Origin of the sequence: Acidiferrimicrobium sp. IK, from assembly GCF_025499425.1 — a bacterium.
Classification (GTDB): Bacteria; Actinomycetota; Acidimicrobiia; order Acidimicrobiales; family Palsa-688; genus Acidiferrimicrobium.
Genome location: NZ_JAIMCB010000027.1, coordinates 1 through 20210 on the forward strand (window position 1 = coordinate 1; position 20210 = coordinate 20210).

At 71.2% G+C, this 20210-nt stretch carries 20 protein-coding genes and 1 tRNA gene; 6 read left to right on the plus strand and 15 right to left on the minus strand.

Annotation, left to right across the window (positions count from 1 at the left end):
- Positions 1–96 precede the first annotated feature (96 nt).
- The 4 genes from K6U06_RS23835 to K6U06_RS23850 form a co-directional block, all read right to left on the minus strand.
- Positions 97–1191, minus strand: coding sequence for a DNA polymerase III subunit delta' (locus tag K6U06_RS23835; protein ID WP_262324489.1), 1095 nt, complete (start codon positions 1189–1191; stop codon positions 97–99).
- Between the two features lie 67 nt (positions 1192–1258).
- Complete coding sequence (tmk, locus tag K6U06_RS23840; protein WP_262324490.1) at positions 1259–1861, minus strand: dTMP kinase; 603 nt, start codon at positions 1859–1861, stop codon at positions 1259–1261.
- A 14-nt stretch (positions 1862–1875) separates the two neighbouring features.
- Positions 1876–4668, minus strand: a complete 2793-nt coding sequence (topA, locus tag K6U06_RS23845; protein ID WP_262324491.1) for a type I DNA topoisomerase — start codon at positions 4666–4668, stop codon at positions 1876–1878.
- A 164-nt stretch (positions 4669–4832) separates the two neighbouring features.
- Positions 4833–5729, minus strand: coding sequence for an NAD(P)H-binding protein (locus tag K6U06_RS23850; RefSeq protein ID WP_262324492.1), 897 nt, complete (start codon positions 5727–5729; stop codon positions 4833–4835).
- Between the two features lie 23 nt (positions 5730–5752).
- Between K6U06_RS23850 and K6U06_RS23855 the strand changes: the two genes are divergently transcribed.
- The 3 genes from K6U06_RS23855 (at position 5753) to K6U06_RS23865 (ending at position 9947) form a co-directional block, all read left to right on the plus strand.
- Positions 5753–6409, plus strand: a complete 657-nt coding sequence (locus K6U06_RS23855) for a CPBP family intramembrane glutamic endopeptidase (RefSeq protein WP_262324493.1) — start codon at positions 5753–5755, stop codon at positions 6407–6409.
- A gap of 86 nt (positions 6410–6495) precedes the next feature.
- Complete coding sequence (locus tag K6U06_RS23860) at positions 6496–7386, plus strand: metal-dependent transcriptional regulator (RefSeq protein ID WP_262324494.1); 891 nt, start codon at positions 6496–6498, stop codon at positions 7384–7386.
- On the plus strand, positions 7383–9947 hold the full coding sequence (locus K6U06_RS23865) for a sodium-translocating pyrophosphatase (RefSeq protein WP_262324495.1): 2565 nt from the start codon (positions 7383–7385) through the stop codon (positions 9945–9947). The genes K6U06_RS23860 and K6U06_RS23865 overlap by 4 nt, the downstream gene beginning before the upstream one ends.
- Before the next feature lie 257 nt (positions 9948–10204).
- Here the strand turns inward: K6U06_RS23865 and K6U06_RS23870 are convergent, their stop codons facing one another.
- From K6U06_RS23870 to K6U06_RS23895, 6 genes are all read right to left on the minus strand, one after another.
- A complete protein-coding gene (locus tag K6U06_RS23870; protein ID WP_262324496.1) occupies positions 10205–10705 on the minus strand; it encodes a DUF4395 domain-containing protein in 501 nt (166 codons plus the stop codon).
- 89 nt (positions 10706–10794) lie between these two features.
- A complete protein-coding gene (locus K6U06_RS23875; RefSeq protein ID WP_262324497.1) occupies positions 10795–11274 on the minus strand; it encodes an ATP-binding protein in 480 nt (159 codons plus the stop codon).
- A 20-nt stretch (positions 11275–11294) separates the two neighbouring features.
- The gene (locus K6U06_RS23880; RefSeq protein ID WP_262324498.1) at positions 11295–11633 is read right to left on the minus strand and encodes an STAS domain-containing protein; all 339 of its coding nucleotides are present in this window, start codon (positions 11631–11633) and stop codon (positions 11295–11297) included.
- 152 nt (positions 11634–11785) lie between these two features.
- A complete protein-coding gene (gene phoU, locus K6U06_RS23885; protein ID WP_262324499.1) occupies positions 11786–12481 on the minus strand; it encodes a phosphate signaling complex protein PhoU in 696 nt (231 codons plus the stop codon).
- A gap of 90 nt (positions 12482–12571) precedes the next feature.
- Positions 12572–13909 (minus strand): hypothetical protein, encoded by a 1338-nt coding sequence (locus K6U06_RS23890; protein ID WP_262324500.1) that lies wholly within the window; start codon positions 13907–13909, stop codon positions 12572–12574.
- Positions 13910–13992: 83 nt separating this feature from the next.
- Entirely contained in the window at positions 13993–14613 is a 621-nt protein-coding gene (locus K6U06_RS23895) for a class E sortase (protein ID WP_262324501.1), read from the minus strand.
- Positions 14614–14765: 152 nt separating this feature from the next.
- Between K6U06_RS23895 and K6U06_RS23900 the strand changes: the two genes are divergently transcribed.
- Positions 14766–15611 (plus strand): HAD family hydrolase, encoded by an 846-nt coding sequence (locus tag K6U06_RS23900; protein ID WP_262324502.1) that lies wholly within the window; start codon positions 14766–14768, stop codon positions 15609–15611.
- Positions 15612–15708: 97 nt separating this feature from the next.
- On the opposite strand, the gene K6U06_RS23905 is transcribed toward K6U06_RS23900, so the two are convergent.
- A complete protein-coding gene (locus K6U06_RS23905) occupies positions 15709–15879 on the minus strand; it encodes a hypothetical protein (RefSeq protein ID WP_262324503.1) in 171 nt (56 codons plus the stop codon).
- 371 nt (positions 15880–16250) lie between these two features.
- Between K6U06_RS23905 and K6U06_RS23910 the strand changes: the two genes are divergently transcribed.
- Positions 16251–16343: transfer RNA gene (locus tag K6U06_RS23910), tRNA-Sec, on the plus strand.
- 41 nt (positions 16344–16384) lie between these two features.
- Here K6U06_RS23910 and K6U06_RS23915 read toward each other — a convergent pair.
- Positions 16385–16894, minus strand: coding sequence for a phosphomannose isomerase type II C-terminal cupin domain (locus K6U06_RS23915; RefSeq protein WP_316044753.1), 510 nt, complete (start codon positions 16892–16894; stop codon positions 16385–16387).
- Here K6U06_RS23915 and K6U06_RS23920 point away from each other — a divergent pair.
- Positions 16808–17245 (plus strand): SRPBCC family protein, encoded by a 438-nt coding sequence (locus K6U06_RS23920; protein WP_262324505.1) that lies wholly within the window; start codon positions 16808–16810, stop codon positions 17243–17245. The genes K6U06_RS23915 and K6U06_RS23920 overlap by 87 nt on opposite strands.
- On the opposite strand, the gene K6U06_RS23925 is transcribed toward K6U06_RS23920, so the two are convergent.
- Genes K6U06_RS23925 through K6U06_RS23935 form a run of 3 tightly spaced genes read right to left on the minus strand, consistent with a single transcriptional unit; the run spans position 17207 to position 20149 of the window.
- Positions 17207–17758, minus strand: a complete 552-nt coding sequence (locus K6U06_RS23925; protein WP_262324506.1) for a hypothetical protein — start codon at positions 17756–17758, stop codon at positions 17207–17209. The two genes, K6U06_RS23920 and K6U06_RS23925, sit on opposite strands and share 39 nt — an antisense overlap.
- The gene (locus K6U06_RS23930) at positions 17755–18402 is read right to left on the minus strand and encodes a TetR/AcrR family transcriptional regulator (protein WP_262324507.1); all 648 of its coding nucleotides are present in this window, start codon (positions 18400–18402) and stop codon (positions 17755–17757) included. Before K6U06_RS23930 ends, K6U06_RS23925 begins: the two co-directional genes overlap by 4 nt.
- 37 nt (positions 18403–18439) lie before the next feature.
- A complete protein-coding gene (locus tag K6U06_RS23935; protein ID WP_262324508.1) occupies positions 18440–20149 on the minus strand; it encodes an NAD+ synthase in 1710 nt (569 codons plus the stop codon).
- Positions 20150–20210: the final 61 nt, after the last annotated feature.

A 20210-nucleotide genomic window follows, 5' to 3' on the forward strand; every position in this document is an offset into this window, starting at 1 on the left:
GCGGCACGTCCATCATCGCAACGGTCCTCCCTCGTGGTCCTCTTCGGACGCCAGATGCTACGTGCTGGCCGCTGAGCGCGACGCCCGCGGATCCCTTCAGGCGGTCACGGCCTGCCGGCCTAGCCGGGCCAGCAGCGCCTGCAGGGCCAGCAGCTCGCCAGGGTTGTTGGCCAGCGCCGCGCCGAGACCGGCGATGAGTCCGACGGCTTCTGCGGCCGCCCGCTGGGCGCCCGGCGTCGAGGCGCTCGCCAGTCTGTCCCGGTACACGCCGGCGAGGATGGCCAGACCGGTGCGCAGCTCGTCGGTCCGCTGCCGGCGGACCTCCCGCTTGTGGCGGTCCTCCATCTCCCGGACGCCGGCCTTGAGGCCGCCCCGCCCGCCCCGGCCCACCTTGCCGTTGACCTCGAGGGCCCGAGCGTTACGGGCCTCCAGCTCGGCCATCTCCTGGTCCTGGCGGGCTTTGAGCGGCGCCACGCTGCGGTCAAGCAGGCCGACCAGCTCATCGGCGAGCACCGCCGCCGAGTGGCCGCGCCCGTCGAGGCGCCCCGGCACCGACAGCCACGCCCGCCGTCGGGCCTCGAACTCGGGGTCGGCGGCCAGCATCCGAGCCCGGTCCAGCCGGCCGCCGGCGGCGACCGCCAGCTCCTCGGCAAGGTCCGGCGAGACCCCCTCCGCGACCAGCGCGGCGGTCACCGTCGCCGGAGCCAGCGGCGCGAAATCGACGCGCACGCAGCGGCTGGCGATGGTGATCAGCTCGGGCGGGACGTACTCGGCCATGACGATGAACACCGCGGATGCCGGCGGCTCCTCGATGGTCTTGAGCAGCGCCGGGCCGGCCTCGCGCACGAGGTGGAAGTCCGGCAGGATCAGGACCTTGCGCTGCCCCTCCACGGGGCTGCGGGCGGCCAGGCGGGCCACGTCCCGGGCCGCCTCCACGGTGATGAAGGCGCCTTCCCGCTCGACGGTGACGACGTCGGGGTGGCTGCCTGCGAGCACCCGCCGGCAGGTCTCGCAGGTGCCGTCGCCGCCGTTGGGGCACAGCAGCATCGCAGCGAAGGACCGGGCGGCGGCCGCCTTGCCGGTGCCGGCCGGCCCGGCGAAGAGGTACGCGTGGACCGGCCGGTGCGCGGCCGCGGTAAGGGCAGCCACGGCGCGGTGCTGGCCGGGGACATCGGCGAAGAGGGCGGTCACGGGTCCATCTTGGCGCCCCGGCGCGACATCACGCCGCGGCGCCCTGCACCGCCCGAAGACCGCGTGTTCACCGGGAGACGGCTGCGGCGACCCGCTCTCCCACCTCGTCGACCGAGCCTGACCCGTCGACCACCGACCACCGGTCCGGGTCGGCGGCCGCTAGGGCGTCGAAGCCGGCCGAGACCCGCAGGAAGAAAGCCTCCGGTTCGCCCTCGAAGCGGTCGATCGCCCCTCTGGACCGCCGGCGGCGGCCGGCCTCCGCGGGCGGGACCCGGAGGAGGATCACCCGGTCGGGTTCCAAGCCACCCGATGCCCACGCGGACATCCGGGCCAGCTCGGCGGTGTCCAGACCCCGCCCGTAGCCTTGGTAGGCGAGGGTGGACCCGCTGAAGCGGTCGCACACCACGTCCCGGCCCGCGACTAGGGCCGGGCGGATCACCTCGGATACGTGCTGGGCCCGAGCGGCCAGCAACAGGAGCGTCTCGCTGCGCTCGCCGATGGCGGGGAGGTCGGGGTCGAGGATCAACGCTCTGATGTGCTCGCCGGTCCGGGTCCCTCCCGGTTCGCGGGTCAGCACCGCACCGAGCGCGCCGGCCAGCCGGGCCGCCTGGGTCGATTTGCCGCTCCCCTCGCCGCCCTCTAACGCGATGAAGCGCCCCCGCCGCGCCACTTGCCCGCTCCGGGTCAGGCGCCGGAGGGCCCGGCGGACTCGTTCGGCCCAGCCGCCTTCGTGGCCGAACCAGCCGCCTTAGTGGCCGCCGCGGCCTTCTTCGTCCCGGCGGCCTTCTTCGTGCCCGCGGCCTTCTTGGTCGCCGCGGCCTTCTTCGTGCCGGCGGCCTTCTTCGTGCCCGCGGCCTTCTTGGGGGCCGCGGCCTTCTTGGCCCCCCGCTTCTTGGCCGGCCCGGCCGCCCGGCGATCCGCGATCAGCTCGGCGGCCCGCTCCGGGGTGATCCCCTCGACGGTGTCGCCCTTGCGCAGCGACGCGTTGGTCTCGCCGTCGGTGACGTACGGGCCGAAGCGGCCCTCCTTGAGCACGATCGGGCCGCCGCTGACCGGGTCGGCGCCCAGCTCCCGCAGGGGCGCCTGCGTCCGCTGGCCCCGCCTGGTCTTGGGCTGGGCGAAAATCGCCAGCGCGTCGTCGAGGGTGACGGTGAAGAGCTGCTCCTCGTTGTCGAGCGAGCGGGAGTCGGCGCCCTTCTTCAGGTACGGCCCGTAGCGCCCGTTGGTGGCGATGATCTCCTCGCCGGCGGGGTCGGTCCCGACCACCCGCGGCAGCGACAGCACCTTCAGCGCGTCCTCGAGGGTGAGGGTGGCAGGGTCCATGCCCTTCAGCAGCGACGCGGTGAGGGGTTTGCCCTCCACCTGGTCGGCCTCGCCGACTTGCACGTAGGGCCCGAACCGGCCGGCCTTGACGATCACCGGCAACCCGAGCTGCGGGTGCTCCCCGACGACGCGGTCGCTGGAGCCGGCCTCCAGCAGCTCGACGGCCCGGGCCGGGGTCAGCTCGTCGGGGGCGACGTCCTCGGGGACCGACGCCCGCTCCTCGCCCCGCTGGACGTAGGGGCCGTAGCGGCCGACCCGCAGGACCGGCCCGTCGGGGTCGGAAGGGTCAAGGGGGATCGAGTTGATCTCCCGGGCGTCGATCTCGCCCAGCTGCTCGGAGACCATCCGCTTTAGCCCCGTCGCGTCGTCGAGGCCGTGCGCGTCGGCGCCGCCGGGCGCCCCGGGGAGACCGAAGTAGAAGCGGGTCAGCCACGGCACCGCCTCGGCCGCGCCCCTGGCGATGTCGTCGAGGTCCTCTTCCATCGACGCGGTGAACCCGTAGTCGACCAGCTTGGCGAAGTACTTCTCGAGCAGGTTGACCACCGCGAACGCGGTCCACGACGGGACCAGGGCCGACCCCTTCTTCCAGACGTAGCCCCGGGCCTGGATGGTGTCCATGATCGACGCGTAGGTCGAGGGGCGCCCGACGCCCATCTCCTCTAGAGCCTTGACCAGCGACGCTTCGGTGTAGCGGGCCGGCGGCTGCGTGCTGTGACCGTCGGGCTCCATCTGGCGCACGTCGAGAACGTCGCCCACAGCCAGCACCGGCAGGCGGACCTCACGGTCGCCGAGCTCGGCGTCGGGGTCGTCGGAGCCCTCCACGTACGCCCGCAGGAAACCCGGGAAGGTGATGGTCCGCCCGCTGGTGGCGAACTCCGCGTCGACGCGCTCCGCGCTGCCGTTGGCGACAGCGCCGAGGCGGACCTGCACCGACTGGCCGGCCGCGTCGGCCATCTGCGACGCGACGGTGCGCATCCACACCAGCTCGTAGAGGCGCCGGGCGTCGCCGGAGAGGCCGGTCTGCTCGGGGGTGCGGAAGCTCTCGCCGGCGGGACGGATGGCTTCGTGGGCCTCCTGCGCGTTCTTGACCTTCTTGTCGTAGCGGCGGGGTTGGGCCGGCACGTAGTCCGGTCCGTAGAGCTGGCGGGCCTGCTCGCGCGCCGCGCCGAGCGCCTGGTCCGACAGAGTCGTCGAGTCGGTTCGCATGTAGGTGATGAACCCCGACTCGTAGAGGTCCTGAGCCACCCGCATGGTCCGCGCCGAGGAAAACCGCAGCTTGCGGCCGGCCTCCTGCTGCAGGGTCGAGGTCATGAAAGGAGCCGCCGGCGAGCGCCGCCACGGCTTCTCCTCGACCGACCGGACGCTGAAAGAAGCGTCCGCCAGCCGACCGGCGAGGACACGGGCGGCCTCCTCGTCGAGGCGCACGACGTCGCCTCGGGCGTTGAGGGCGCCGTTGTCGCCGAAGTCCTTGCCCGTCGCCAGCCGGGTGCCGTTCAAGCTGGCCAGAGTGGCCCCGAACTCCCCGTCCTCTTTCCCCACCTTCGAGAACCGTCCGGCCAGGTCCCAGTAGGACGCGGCGACGAAGCGCATCCGGTCCCGTTCCCGCTCCACCAGGAGGCGGGTGGCGACCGACTGGACCCGGCCCGCCGACAGCGCCGGCATGACCTTCTTCCACAGCACCGGGCTGACCTCGTAGCCGTACAGCCGGTCGAGGATGCGGCGGGTCTCCTGCGCGTCGACCAGGCGCCGGTCGAGGTCGCGCGACTCGGCTACGGCCCGCTCGATGGCCGGCCGGGTGATCTCGTGGAACACCATCCGCTTGACCGGGACCCGGGGGGCCAGCACCTCGAGGAGGTGCCAGGCGATCGACTCGCCTTCGCGGTCCTCATCGGTGGCGAGGTACAGCTCGCTGGCGTCTTTCAGGAGGTTCTTGAGCTTGCGGACCTGTTCTCGCTTTTCCGGCGACACGACGTAGAGCGGCTTGAAGTCGTTGTCGACGTCGACGCCCAGGCGGGCCCAGCTCTCCCCCTTGTACGCCGCGGGGACGTCCGCGGCGTTGCGGGGCAGGTCCCGGATGTGCCCGATCGAGCTCTCCACGACGAAATCGCCGCCGAGGAACCCGGCGATGGTCTTCGCCTTGGCGGGCGACTCCACGATTACGAGAGGTTTGGCCATGAGGATGGAGAAAGGGGTCCTGAGCGACGGTGGGTGAAGTGGTCACGGTACCGACCTGCGGGCAACACAGTCGACCGGTGGCGACCCGCTTGTCAATCCACCCCGCTCTGGCGCCGCCCCCCGGCGGGGCGCCGGGGCCCTGGTTAGGGCCGGCGGGCGGGGGCCGGAGGACGTTCCTCGGCGATCGCCCGGACCACCGCGTCGTCGAATCCGACCGGATCGAACGGGATCAGCTGGCGGATCCGGTCGTCGGTGACGACGACCTCCACCGACAGTCCGTCGGCGAGCGGCCGGGCGACCGCCGCGGACTGGTCGGTGATCAAACCGATCCAGTGCGACGACAGCCGGGGCGACAGGACCGGGACCTTGATGATCAGCCGGCGCCGGCCGGTGATAGCCGCATACCGGCGCATCATGACCTCGTAGGTGAGGACGTCGGCGCCGCCGATCTCGTAGGTGCCGGCGGGGATCTCCAGGGCTCCGACCAGGTAGCGGACCACGTCGGGGGCGGCGATCGGCTGGCACCTGGTGGTCACCCACCTGGGGCAGACCATCACCGGCAGCCGGTCGACCAGCTGGCGCAGGATCTCGAAGCTGGCGCTGCCGGCGCCGATCACGATCGCAGCGCGCAGTTCGACGGTGTCGGCCCCGTCGCGCAGGATCGCCCCCACCTCGTGGCGGCTGCGCAGGTGCTCGGACTTACCGGCCGACTCCTGCAGATCGCCCAGCCCGCCCAGGTACACGACCCGGATCCCTCGCGCCGCGGCCTGGTCCCGGAAGGCCACCGCGGCGGCCCGGTCCCGCTCGGCGAAGTTGCCGTGGGACTCCATGGAGTGGACCAGGTAGTAGGCGGCGTCGACCCCGTCGAGCGCCGCGCCGAGCGTCGCGGGGTCGGCCAGGTCGATGCGCACCGGCGTGCCGGGCCCCTCGTAGTTTCCGGGGTTGCGGGTGCCGGCCAGCACCTCGTGGCCGTCGCTTCGAAGGGCGGGGACCAGCGACCGGCCGACGAAGCCGGTGGCGCCAGTGACGAGTAGTCGCACGACTCTATGGTTACCTCTTTTCGGTGACCTTGAAGCTCGTCGTCGGTGTCGTCGTCGCGTTCGGCGCCTGGGCGGTCATGTTCGCCGTGCAGCGGCGCGGCTTTTGGACCCGAGCAGCGTGCGCCGCGGCGACCATCGCGGTCTACGCCGTTGCGGTTGACCCGGGGGCGATCGGCCACCAGTTCGCCCGCCACCACTGGTACGCCGACCTGCTCGTCGGCGCCGGGGCGGGAGTCGGGCTCTACGCGGTGTTCTGGGTCGGCGAGCAGGTGCTGGTGCTGATCCTGCCGGCGCTGGCCGCCGAGGTCGGCGACCTGTACTCGCTTAAAGGCCAGGCCCACCCGGCGCTGATGCCCGTCGTGCTCGCGGTGGCCGCCTCCGGGGAGGAGCTGTTCTTCCGGGGGTTCCTCTGGCACCGGGCCGGCGTCGTCGCCGCGCTGCTCGTCTACGGAGCGGTGCACATCCCGGCCCGCAAGGTGATCCTGGTCGTCGCGGCCCTGCTCGGCGGGGCGGCCTGGGGCGCCCTGTTCAGCTGGACCGGTGGCCTGGTGGCCCCCGTCGCCAGCCATCTGCTGTGGATCTTCATGATCGTCATCTGGAAGCCGGCCCGCCCGACCGCGTGGAGCCTACGGATGGCCGGGCGCCTGCGCGGCCGGCCGGACCCGGCGGAAGAGGCCTAGGGCCTCCACGGGCGAAGCGGCGGGCGCGGCCCGTTCACACTTGACTTTTTGGCGGCCAAAACTTACGGTCCCGGCCGGGGGAATTCATGGACGCGTCAGCCACAAAGCCTGACCTCAGCAAGGCGGAGCTCACCAGGTCCGAACGCGACACGCTGAAGGCGATCTGGCGGCTCACGTCCGCCCCCGGACACGACGGGACCGCCAGGACCGGCGACCTGGCCTCGTCGCTGCAGCTGTCTCCGGGCACGATGACCGCCACGGTCAAACGGCTGGCCGACCGGGGACTGGCCATTCACACCCCCTACCGGGGGGTGGAGCTCACCGGGGACGGCCGGCGCTTGGCGATGGCAGTCATCCGCCGCCACCGCATCGTCGAGCGGTTCCTTGCGGACATGCTCGGCTACGGCTGGTCGGAGGCCGACAGCCTGGCGCCGTCCTTCGAGCACCAGCTGCCACAGGAGGTCGAAGACCGCCTGTGGGTCGCCCTGGACCGCCCGGCTACCTGTCCGCACGGCTTCCCGATCCCGGGGGCGGGCACCGAAGGCCTCCCGGTGATGCAGTCCCTCTACGAGCTCGAGCCGGGCGACCGCGCCGTCGTCGCGCTGCCCGGATCGACCGACGCGGCGATCGCCCGCTTCCTCGACGACCTCGGCGTCCGGCCGGGCGTGGAGGTCCGGGTCACCGAAAAGCATCCCTTCGACGGGCCGCTCGTGGTCTCGGTGGTCACGCTCGAAGGACAACGGCCCGACGGCGCCCCCAGCGGCCCGGTCCCGTCGGGGGATCCGATCACCCTGGGGGACCCCGTCACCCTGGGGGACCCCGTCACCCTGGGAGACAAGGTGGCCAGGCAGATCCTGGTCCGGCCGCCCGCAGCTAGCAGCACCGACGCAACCAGCGACACCGACAGCACCACCGCATGGCGCATCCGGGAAGGCGACGCCGGCTCGGGAACCAGAAAGGAACATCGAGACACATGACACTTCTGCAAGAGGGGGGCTACCAGACCTTCCACCTGCACAGCACCGAATGGGCGTGGCTGATCTTCGCCGCCGCCTGCGGTCTGGTCGCCATCGTCACCGGCGTGTTGCTGATGCGTCAGATGCTGGCGGCCGACCAGGGGACGCCGAGCATGATCGAGATCGCCAAGGCGGTACAGGAGGGCGCGCTGGCGTACCTGAAACGCCAGTTCCGCACCATCGGCATCATCGTCGTGCCCCTGGCCATCCTGGTCTTCGTCACCGCGTCCAAGGTCACCCGAACCCTCCCCGACGGTTCCAAGCACACCGTGCTCTCCTACGGGCTCTCCGGGCTGTTCCGGATGTTGGCGTTCCTCCTCGGCGCCAGCCTGTCGGGCCTCGCCGGCTTCATCGGGATGTCCACCGCGGTTCGCGGCAACGTGCGCACCGCGGCGGCGGCCCGGGGAGGTTCGCTGGCCGACGCCCTCAAGGTGGCGTTCCGCACCGGCGCGATTACCGGCATGTTCGTGGTCGGATTCGGTCTGCTCGGAGCCACGATCATCGTGATGCTGGCCCAGAACACCGCCACGTCGATCCTCATCGGCTTCGGGTTCGGCGGGTCGCTGCTGGCGCTGTTCATGCGAGTCGGCGGCGGCATCTTCACCAAGGCAGCCGATGTCGGCGCCGACCTGGTCGGCAAGGTGGAGGCCGGGATCCCCGAGGACGACCCCCGCAACGCGGCGACCATCGCCGACAACGTCGGGGACAACGTCGGTGACTGCGCCGGCATGGCGGCCGACCTGTTCGAGTCCTACGGCGTCATCCTGGTCGCGACGCTGATCCTGGCCAACACTGCGTTTCCCACCAAAGGCCAGGTCGGCCTGACCTTCTCGCTCATCGTGCCGGCCATCGGGATCCTGGCGTCGATCATCGGCGTGTTCGTGGTCAGGGCCAGCGACCGGGACAAGTCGGCGATGGCGCCGATCAACCGGGGCTTTCTGACCGCGGCGGTCCTGACCATCATCGGCACGTTCTTCGTCGCCCAGTTCTACGTCCACAACCTGAAGGTCTTCTGGGCGGTGTTCGCCGGCGTAGTCCTCGGCCAGGTGGCCAGCCGGATCACCGAGTACTACACCTCGACGGAGACCTCCCCGGTGCGCGACATCGCCGAATCAGCCCGCACCGGTCCGGCCACCACGGTCCTGTCGGGCATCAGCTCCGGACTGGAGTCCGCGGTCCCGGCCATCATCGCCATCGTCTTGGCCATCGTCGTCGCCATCGCCCTCGGCAACGGCAACATCCAGTTCGAGCTGTACCTGGTGTCCCTGACCGGCCTCGGGTTGCTCTCCACCACCGGCATCGTGGTGTCCGAGGACACGTTCGGCCCCGTGTCGGACAACGCGGCGGGCATCGCCGAGATGACCGGGGAGTTCACCGGCGAGCCGGAGCGGATCATGGTCAGCCTCGACGCCGTCGGTAACACCACCAAGGCCATCACCAAGGGGTTCGCCATCGGCTCCGCGGTGATCGCCGCCGTGGCCCTTTTCGCCTCGTACATCCAGACCATCTCCGAGAACGCCAAGGGCGTGCACGCCACCGGCAACGCCTTGTTCACGAGTGTCAGCCAGACGATCATCAACGTGGCCAACCCGAAGACGTTCATCGGGCTGCTGATCGGCGGGTCCATCGCGTTCCTCTTCTCCGCCCTGGCGATCCGCGCCGTCGGCCGTTCGGCAGGCACCGTCGTGCAGGAGGTGCGCCGCCAGTTCCGGGAGCACCCGGGGATCATGGACTACTCGGAGCGGCCGGAGTACGGCCGGGTGATCGACATCTGCACCGCGGCGTCGCTGCGGGAGCTGGCCACCCCCGCGCTGCTCGCCATCCTCTCGCCGGTGGTGGTCGGCTTCGCCATCGGGGACCTGGCGCTCGGCGCCTTCCTGGCCGGCACCATCCTCACCGGCCAGCTGATGGCCAACTTCCTGTCGAACTCCGGGGGCGCCTGGGACAACGCCAAGAAGTACATCGAGGACGGCCACGAGGGAGGCAAGGGCAGCGAGGCCCACAAGGCCGCGGTCATTGGCGACACCGTCGGCGACCCGTTCAAAGACACCGCCGGACCGGCCCTCAACCCGCTGATCAAGGTCATGAACCTGGTCAGCTTGCTCATCCTGCCGGCGGTCATCAGCCTGCAGAACAACACCGCGGTCCGCTATCTCATCGCCGCCGCGGCGCTGCTCGTGATCCTCGGCGGCGTGGCCTTCTCGAAGCGCAAGGTGCACGCGATGGACAGCGACATCGAGGGCAGCGTCCCGTTGGGCGAGTCTTCGGGCCAGACGCCGTTCGAGTCTCCGGCTGTGGCCGCAGGGGTCAGCTCCGCGGCAGGGGCCAGCTCCGCGGCGGCAGGGGCCGGTTCCGGGGCGGGTCCCGCGGCCAGCGCCGGCTCCGCTGCCGGTGCAGGCGGCGGGCAGGGCGAGGCGGCCGTCGTGCTGGTCGAGGCCATCGACCGCTACGTCACCGTCAGCGACGGCTCGGAGATCCACGCCCAGCTGCTAGAGGTCCGCTCCAGGCTGCGCGGGGACTGACCGCCGTACAAACGAGAACCATGCAGGGGCCGGCCGGTGGCCGGCCCCTGCGCGTGCGAGGTGACTCGGATCCGGCGGCCGTCGCGACGGGGCGGCCGTTCGGGGGCGACGCCGGATGCGGGGCGGACCGCCTCCGTCGGGCCGGGGCGGGCTGTGGCAGGTACCCGTTGGGACGGCAGACTGCAGCCGCGCGCGGCCCGGGTCCAGCCGGGCTCTTCAGCCTGGGCTCTGCTTGACACAGCCGGGCTCGGCTTGGCTCAGGCTGCTGCGGCGCGCCCGTCGGGGTAACGGGACCAGATGTCGTTGCACGACTCGCAGGCCGATTCCGGGATGATCCCCAGTTTCATGAGGACCGCGAAGACCTTGCAGCCGAGGCACAGGCCGAAGAACGCCTCCAGGCTCGCTGCCCCGATCAGCACCGCCAGAACCCGGTAGGCGCCTCGCCGGCGTCCCGTCGCGGCCAACACCGCCGCCGTGCCTGAGAGCGCGAGGCCCATACCCTGGGCCATCCGCTTGGGTGGCCCCGGCGAGTAGCGGTGCTGCACCGGGATCCGATGGGTCAGGACCTTTGTGGCCAGCTGCCCGAGAGGGCTGAGCGTGGGGCCGGTCAGGACCCTGGCCGCGAACCCATAGGTCAGCGGGGCCAGTAACCACGGCTGGTCGAACGCCACGGCCGCGGTGGCCATGGTGACCACCCCACCCGCGACAAGCCGGGCAGAGGTCTCATTGACCGGGTTGGGGAACGACAGCAGGGCCACGGAACACCTCGGGAATCGATCTCCCGAAACCTTACCCCTTGGGTCGTCTATTCGTGGTCGGCGATCTCCTATCCGCCTGCGGCGGTTGTCTACTCGTCGTCGGCGAGGACCGCTCGGAGGATCTCGCTGGTCTCGTCGCCGCCGTCGGACGGACCGCCGTAGAGCGTGATGCGGACGGTCGTTCCCTCCGGGCTGGGCAGGAACTCGGCGGCGTCCACCAGCGTCTTAATCAAGGGGATGCCCAGGCCGCGCTCGAAGTTGAGTCGGGCCGGGTCGGTGACGGGAGGGTGGGTCGGCAGGGCGTCGGGGAGGAACCCGGGGCCCCGGTCTGTGATCTCCACCTCAAGTCGCTCGTCGCCTTCGGTGACGCGGATGGTTACAGGCTCGCTGGAGCCCACGCTGGCGTGTGCCTCGATGGCGTTGGTGCACGCCTCGGACACTGCCAGCTTGAGGTCGTCGACGCGCTCGTCAGCGACCGCCCGACGAGCCGAGGCCAGGGAGGACACGACCAGACGGACGATCGCGATGTACTCCGGGCTCGGCGGGATCTGCAGTTCGAATTGGTACATGCCGATGCCGCCTTCGCCGGTCAACTTGCGGTGGCACCGTCCACGGAGTCGTAGATGGAGAACACCTTCGTCAGGCCGGTGATCTCGAAAACCTTGAGGATGCGGCTCTGGGTGCAGACGAGCGAGAGGTCTCCGTCGTTGCTCCTGAGCCGCTTCAATCCGCCGACCAGGACGCCGAGACCGGTGGAGTCGAGGAAGTCGACGCCTTCCAGGTCCACGATGATCTGGTGCTTGCCCTGACTGACCAGCTCGACGAGCTTCTCGCGCAGCCGCGGCGCGGTGTACACATCAACCTCGCCTTTAACGGCGAGCACGGTGTAGGGCGCAGGGCCCTCGGCGACTTCGAGGCCGAGCTCCATGTGGTGATCCTTCGTTCGTGGCGGACTGCCGGATGCGGGGAGCCCCGCCGGGCAAGTCTGGAGGATACCCAGTTGACCGCCGGCTATCCCACTGGCGGGCGAATTGGGCGAACAATTCCCCTCGGAGGGCCTACACGGGGTCGAGCGGAGTGTCAGCCGGGGTTCGTGGCGTCCTCGCGGCTGGCCGGCCGGTCGTGAGGCTGAGGGCCTTCGGTCGCTCCCGCCAGGTACACCACCCGTCGGGCGATGTTGACCGCGTGGTCACCGAGACGCTCGAAGAACCGGGCTACCAGCGCCATGTCCATCGACACCGGGATGCTGGTTCCCCCCAGCGCCACCTCGGCGGTCAACGCTGCGTGGAGCTCGTCCATCTCGTCGTCGCGCTGCGCGATGCGGTCCGCTGCTAACGGATCCCGGTCGTACCAGGCATCGGCAGACATCCGCCACATCTCCACCCCGAGCGTGCCCATGCGGTCGATCAGGCCCCGGGCTCTGGGGGTCACCGCTTCGGCCAAGCCCTGCGCCCCGCGCCGGGCGATGTGCTCGACGAGGTCGTGGCTGCGCTCCAACTCCGGGGCGATGCGCAGCACGGACAGGAGGAAGCGCAAGTCTTTGGCCACCGGCGCTTGGAGTGCCAGCTGCTGGTTGACCAGCTCCTCCACGTCCCGGTAGACCGCGTCGATGGTGACGTCGCGCTCGCCGAGAACCCGGATCACGTCGCGGTCGCCGGTCAGGAGCGCTTCGGTCGCGGCCGCGAGGCCCTCGGTGACCATGGCGAAAAGCTGGACGACCCGGCCCTCGATCTCATCGAGCTGGGCGTAATAGCCCCGTCGCAGCTCGCTCGGCACACTGCGAGCGTACTCGCCAGCGGTGCCGACGACGCAGCGCAGGAGGGCGTAGCGCGGCGGGCTCAGCGCCTGCGCCGTGAGCGCGGCGGCCTACCGGCGCAACGAGGTGGGACGCCACAGCATGAGCCGCTCGAGGGCCGAGCCGCTGGGTGAGCGGCCGCCCGCGCCCGGGGTGTCGGTCGACACCGGAGCCGCCGGCAGACCGGCCGCCTGGCGCAACGCCCGCCACCCAGCCTCGCGACGCGCCATCTCGCTTCGGAGGAACACCAGATGGGCAGCGATGGCGAGGATCAACATGCCAAGGGCGAACAGCGCGGCGCGCCGCACGCTGGCCGAGGAGGTCCCGGTCCCGGCCTCCCCCGGCGAACGCGGGGAGACGGCCAGCGGGACGGCCGGAGCGCGGCTGGTGTTGTAGGGAAGAGTCGGGGCGAAGCCGCTGTCGGCGGGGGCGGGGGGTGCGGAAGTGACCGGACTGGAAGGCGCCCGGGCTGCGGGCACGGTGACGGCGGGGCCCACGTAGGGGACCGGACCCAGAGCGATCTGCGCGCCTCCACCTCCGCCTCCGCCTCCGCCTCCGCCTGCCGCAGCAGCGCTGACCGGCGCGACGACGATCGCGGCCGCTGCCACCGGTGAGACCAGCAGAGGAGCTGACGGAGAAGGCCCGAATGCCAGCGCAGTGACACCGTAGGTGTGGTGCCCGGCGGCGGGGGTGTCCGCCACCGAGGGGCTGGCCGGGCAGGGGCCGGCACCCCCGGCACCGTCAGCCGCGCAGGTCCAGATCAGGGTGCCGTCGCGTGTCACCCGGTAACCCGCCAGGTCCGGGTCGCTGGTGGCGTTCCAGTTCACCGTGACCCTCGACGCGCCCGACGCGGCGACGCCAGAGGGTGCCGCCGGGACCACGCCGACCGCAACGGTCGCTGAGCTCAGCCCCGCTGCTGCGGTGCATGACGGGGAACCCGTGCCGTTCGCGGAGGTCGGGTCGTTGCTGCACGCGGTGACCAGGTAGCTGCCGTTGAGGAGCTGCCCGCCGGAAGGGTGGCGCAGGCCGGCTGGCCACTCCCAAGTGCAGGTGGTGGTCGGCCCGCTGGGGGTCACGGTGCAAGTGCCCTTCGACACCGAGAGAGCTTGGTCGGGGTCGGCGGGGGCCGGAGCAGCGGCGGGGCGCCCCTGGCCCTGCCACGCCACGGTGACACCCCCGACGCTGTCGGCGCTGGGCCAGCTCGCCGCCAGGCTGGTCGGGTCGGTCGTGCATCCGGACGCTGCGGTGGGTGCTCCGCACGGGTTCGGGGTGACGAGCAGGGCGGTGTCGGCCGACGCGCTCGGCGTCGGCGAGGTCGGCGCCGACGGCAAAGAGGACGAGTCGGAGGCGGTCGTGGCAGGTGTGGTGGCCGCCCGGGCGGGCGTCCAGCCGGTCCCGGATACCACCACCCCGAGGCCGATTGCGAGGACTAAGCCGAGGTGAGCCCGCCGGCGGCCAGCGCGCACTGAGCGCTTGGAGCGGCCCAGGCCCACTAGGTGAAACTCTCCGAGGAGACCATGGTCGCCTTGATGACGATGCGGTATGCCGCCGAGCCCTTCGGATGGCAGGAGGTCAGGGTCAGCGTGGCCAGACCGGGCGTGTTGGACACCACGCCCCAGTCGTCGGCGACCACGACGAACGGCGACTCGTTGACCTTGTACACGCATGAACCGACCGGCGTGGTCAAGGTGATGAGGTCTCCGGGGCCCAGGCGGTCGACGTTGGCGAAGGGCTTGCCATACGTCGTGCGGTGGCCGGCGATCCCCACGTCACCGGTGGTGCAGGGAAGCGGTGTGCTCGGGTAGTGCCCGGCGCCGGCCCTGAGGGCAGCATCGTCGGTGCCCTGCACGACCACAACGTTGACGCCGATCTTGGGGATGTCGATCTTGGTCAGGCTCTGCCCGTCGCGGATCTTGCCGGTCTCGTAGGCCTGCTTGGTCGCCTGGCTGGCGAACTGGCTGCGAAGGTGACCCTGCAGATCGTTGTGCACCAAGTCGGTGTACACGGGGAAGCCGAGCAGCACCACAGCGGTCGCGACCAGGATGCCGGCGGCCACGGTGAGGGCGCGCCGAGCCCCGGGGGTGGCGGCGAGGTATGCGAGCAGCCTGTCCATGCGTCACCACTCCTGTCACAGCCGGCGCCCGCCGGCGGGCGACCGGCGGCATCGATTGAGCAGTTTCGACGGCGAGCAGCGTCGTTCCTCTATCGCGGGCGCGCAAGGCGGCCTCACCGGAGGGAGTGACCCGGCGCCCATAGACTCTCTGCGTGGAGGCCGCGTTCTTCGACTTAGACAAGACGGTCATCGCGAAGGCGTCGATGATGGCCTTCGGGCGGGAGTTCTACCGCGAGGGCCTGATCGGCCGGCGCAGCCTGCTCAAGGGCCTCTGGACCCAGGTGGTCTACGTGCGCAGGGGGGCCACGTCCGACCAGCTGGCCAAGATCCGCCAGTCGGTGCTCGCTCTCATCGCGGGATGGGAGCAGGCCCGCGTCCGCTCCATCGTCACCAGCACCCTGGCCCCCGTGCTGGATCCGATCACCTACGCCGAGGCCATCGAGGCCATCGAGGAGCATCGTGGTGCCGGCCGGCTGATCGTGATCATCTCCGCCGCGCCAGAAGAGATCGTGGAGCCCCTCGCCGCCTACCTCGGCGTTGACGTGGCTATCGGCAGCCGAGCCGACGTTGACGAACGAGGCCGTTACACCGGGCACATGGCCCGCTACGCATACGGGCAGACCAAGGCCGACCTCATGGCCGAGCTCGCCGAGACCCGCGGGATCGACCTGGCCAACAGCTGGGCCTACAGCGACTCGGTGACCGACCTCCCCATGCTGGAGGCTGTCGGGCACCCGGTGGTGGTCAACCCGGACCGCTCCCTCGAACGCCTGGCCGCGGCGCGGGGATGGCCGGTGCGCCACTTTGATCGGATGGTGGAGCGGACCGAACCTGGCCTCGAGGCTCCCGGCCGCCCGCTCGACGAGCCGGCGGCACCGCGCGCCGGGCGCAATGGGAAGGTCGGGTGGCTGCTGATCGGCGCTCCGACGGTGGTGCTACTCACCACCGGTGGCGCGCTGTGGTGGCGCCGCCGGCTGATCGGAAACGGCCCCGGCTGAGTGAAGCCGGGCGGCTGATCGGCGCCGGGTGGCTGAGCCGCCGGGCCGTGGTGGCCGGCCGGCGCCTCGGATCAGCTGGGCGGGGGGCTGGTGCGGCTCAGCTGGCCTTGAGCTTCTTGGCGGCAAAGGCTCCGAGACCGACGAGGACCGCGAGGATGATGAGCTTGCGCATGACCGAACACCGTAGGCGACGGGGCTCGGGGCCGGCGAGCTCCGACCCCCCACCTGCGGGCCGCTCGCTGACCTCCGCCCGTCTCCGGCCGCGCACGCCCTGGGCCTCTCGCTTTCAGCCTGGTGTCCCACTTTCACATGAGCACATGTCCCGAACCCGCACTGGAGCGCGGGTTTGGGACATGTGCTCTTGTGAAACCCTCGCGTCGAGGTCGGCGGTCAACGTTGTGAGCCGCCGCCCTGCGTAGGAGCCGGCTCCCTGCCTCGGATGGCCGGTGCCCCGCCTCGGATAGCCGCCGGCCGGCGTGGGAGCCGCCGGCCTGCCTCGGATAGCCGCCGGCCTGCGTGGGAACCGCCGGCCTGTGTGGGAGCCGGCGCCCAAGGCCGCACCCGGCGAGACCAGCCATCCCCGAAAGCCTGAATGGCGGCCGGCCGCGCTGCGCTGCGGGCTTGGCTAGCGTGAGGGCCGGAGGTGTCCGGGCACCTGGTGGGCTCCGCCGCCTTCAAAGCGGTTGGGACGGGCGATCCCCGTCCGGCGGGTTCGATTCCCGTCCACCTCCGCCGACAGCTGCTGTCGGTCGCCGGCGTTGGCTATGCCCGGCTCAGGTTCGGCCGAAGTCGTCTTCCAGACGGACGATGTCGTCCTCGCCGAAGTAGTCGCCGTGCTGGACCTCGACGAACACCAGGTCCTGGTCAGCGTGGTTGGCGATCCGGTGGGCGCTGCCCGCGGGGATGTCGACCGCGTCGCCGGCGGCCACCTGACGCTCGGTGCCGTCGAGGGTCACCGTGCCGCGGCCGGCGAGGACGAACCAGTGCTCGGACCGGCGGGCGTGACGCTGGTAGCTGAGGCGTTTGCCGGGGAGGACCTCGATGCGCTTGACCTTGTGGTCGGGGGCGTCTTCTAGGACCACATAGCTACCCCACGGCCGTGTGTCGCTCTCGCGAGGGTCCTGCTCACCGGTTACACGGCGGGCTGTCTCACCGGTTGGGGGTGTGGTCTGCACTCCCGGTACTCTACGAGGACGATGGCCAAGGTCGGAGCGAGCGTAGAGATCGACGCAACGCCCGAGGAGACGTGGGATGCCGCGGTGGACTGGCCCGGGCAGCGCCACTGGGTGCTGGCCTCGTCGGTGCGGGCCACCTCCGGCGGCGGGCGGGGGGTCAACGCCACCCTCGAGGCCCGTACCGGCTTCGGGCCGCTCTCGCTGTCGGACCCGATGGAGATCGTCGAGTGGGATCCGCCCCACCGGTTGGTGCTGCGCCACGTCGGGCCGTTCGTGAGAGGCGACGCGATCTACAAGGTGACCAGGCTGGCCGACGGGCGCTCCAAGCTGGAGTGGAGCGAGGTACTCGAGGCGCCCGGCGCGCTGCTGAGCGGCGTCTACGCGGTGGGGGTGCCGCTGTTCGGGCTGATGATCAAGGTGTCACTGCACCGCTTCGCCCGCTGGGTCCCGAAGCGCTAAGAGCCGTTCGAGGTCGGCGACGGTCGACGCCGCCTGGTCCACCGCCGACGCGTCGGTGAGGAGCCGTTGGAGAAAGGACTCCCCGGCGCGCCAGTCCGCTGAGGCGTCGGATTCGGCTTGGGCCAACGTGCGCCTCGCCGGGCCGTCCGACACCGGGGAGAGCAGGTGCGCCTCGCGGCTGTAGCCGGCGAGGAGCCTGGCCAGCAGGACCCGGTACGCCGCGGCCATCCGGGCGACGGTCGCGTCCGGGCCGGCGGTGGCGAGCTGCTCGACCAGGCCGGCTATCGCGCCGGAGGGGGGCCGGACCAGCGCGTCGCGCTCGATCACCGCCAGGACCGGCAGCCGCTCCCACCACTGCTGGGCCCTCCACGCCGCGTGCTGGGCGTGGGTGTCGAGGAGGACGGCCGCGGCCGGGTCCCCGGTGCTGGCTCCCCACGCGCCGAGGACCTTCCACACCGCTTGCTCCATCCACTGGTGACCCCCGAGGCGGGCCGCGGTTTCTTGGAGGCTCATCTCGCGGTGGCGGTCAGCCCGGCCCACACCAGGTCGAAGAGCCGCTCGAAGACCGTCGGTGCGTCACCGAAGGGGAACTCCGGCTTCGAGATGAGCAGCGACACGGTGCCGTGCATGCACATCCAGAGCAGCTCGGCGACCTCGAGCGGGTCGCGCTCGCCGATCTCGCCGGCGTCCCTGGCCGCCTTGATGTCCTCGATCACCGGCAGAAGGCCGGCGGTGTCGGCGAGGCGCTCGTCGGCGAAGCGCTCCGGGGTGTCGTCGGGGCGGCTCATCATCAGCAGCCGGTAGTACTCGGGATGGGTCAGCCCGTAGTGGAGGTACGCCTCTCCCCGCCGGTGAAGGCGCTCGCGGGGGTCGGCGACGCCCTCCGCGGCGGCGTTCATGGCCGTTTCGAGCTGCAGGAAATGGCGCTCCCCGACGGCGTATAGGAGGTCCAGGCGGTCGGCGAAGTGCAGGTAGATGGACGGCGGCGTGACCCCTACTCGCGCCGCGATGGCCCGGATCGACAGGGCCGACTGGTCGTTGGTCTCGATCAGGATCGACTCGGCCGCGGCCAGGATCTCCTCCCGCAGGCGTTCACCGTCTCCTCGCCGGGCGCGCGACCGGCGCTGGCCGGAGGGCGCGTCGGTGGGAGCGGGCACGGGCGGATCCTACCTCCGCCTCCATTTCCGAGGCCTGCTAGCGGTAGCGGTTGGTGATCGGAACCCTCCGGTCCTTGCCGAACGCTTTGGGGGTCACCCTCACCCCCGGCGGGGTCTGGCGCCGCTTGTACTCGGCGACGTCTACCAAGCGCACCAGCCGGCGGACCAGCTCCTCGTCGTAGCCGGCCGCGACCAGCTCCCCCGCGGTCATGTCCGCCTCGACGTAAGCCTCGAGGATGGGGTCGAGCACTTCGTAAGGCGGCAGGCTCTGGTCGTCGCGCTGGTCGGGGCGCAGCTCGGCCGACGGAGGCTTGGTCAGCACCCCGGGAGGGATGACCTCGCTCTGCTCGTTGCGCCAGCGGCACAGCCGGTAGACGAGCGTTTTGGGCACGTCCTTGATCACCGCGAACCCGCCGGCGGTGTCGCCGTAGAGCGTCGAGTAGCCGACCGCGGCCTCGCTCTTGTTGCCGGTGGTGAGCACCAGCCAGCCCATCTTGTTGGACAGGGCCATGAGGATCACACCCCGGATCCGGCTCTGCAGGTTCTCCTCGGTGAGGTCCTCAGGCAGGCCGGCGAAGCTGCCGGCGAGCATGTCCACGAACGCGGCGTGGGCCGGCTCGATCGGCACCGCACGAAAGTCGATCCCGAGGCGGCCGGCCAGGTCCTCGGCGTCGCTCAGGGAGTGGTCGCTCGAGTAGCGCGACGGCATCCCGACGCCGTGCACCCGTTCGGGGCCCAGCGCATCGACGGCCACGGCGGCGACGATCGACGAGTCGATGCCGCCGGAGAGGCCGATGACGACGTGGGAGAAGCCGTTCTTGTCGACGTAGTCACGGGTGCCGAGCACGAGGGCGTTGTAGACCTCCTCCTCCGGGGTGAGGATCGCGGCCATCGGAGCGGCGAGGTGCGGGCTGTCGGTGCTGTGGCGAGGCTCGGCGGTCACCTCCCCGCACGGCAGCGGGGCTGCCGCCCGCCGTCCCCTCGGGTCGAGGAGGCGTTTGCGGTAGACGGGGCGCACGTCGAGGTCGACGACGGCCATCCCCTCCACGAACTGGGGCATGGCCGCCACCATCTTCCCGGTGGGATCGAAGACCATCGAGCCGCCGTCGAAGACCAGCTCGTCTTGACCGCCGATCTGGTTGACGTAAACCAGGTGGACGGAAGCGTCGGCGGCTCGGGTGGCCAGCATCTGGCGGCGTTCGAGCATGCGGTCGGCGTAGTAGGGGGAGCCGTTGATGTTGACGACCAGCTCGGCGCCGGCCGCGCCCTGCGACGCGATCGGGCCGTCGGGGCTCCACGCGTCTTCGCAGATCGACACCCCGACGCGCACCCCGCCGATCGACCACAGCTGCGCGGCTCCCCGGCCGGGGGCGAAGTACCGCTTCTCGTCGAAGACGCTGTAGTTGGGCAGCTCCTGCTTGTGGTACACGCCTTGCACCTCTCCGAAGGCGCACACCGCGGCGGCGTTGTAGAGGTCGACGTCCTCGTCGATGAACCCCACCACCGCCGCGCACCGTCCGCTGGCCGCGGCCACCTTGGCCAGCGCCGCCTGGTTGTCGGCCACGAACCCGGGCTTGAGCACCAGGTCCTCCGGCGGGTAGCCGGTGATGGCCAGCTCGGTGAACACCGCGAGGTCGCACCCGGCGTCCTCGGCCGCGCCCAACACCTCGATGATCTTGGCCGCGTTGGCTCCAAGGTCACCGACGACGGGGTCGATCTGGCACAGGGCCACTCGCAAGCGGGTCATCACCCCCAAGCGTAGGTGGTCAGGCCTTGGCGGCCGCCCCGGGCCCCGCTGCGACGGGTCC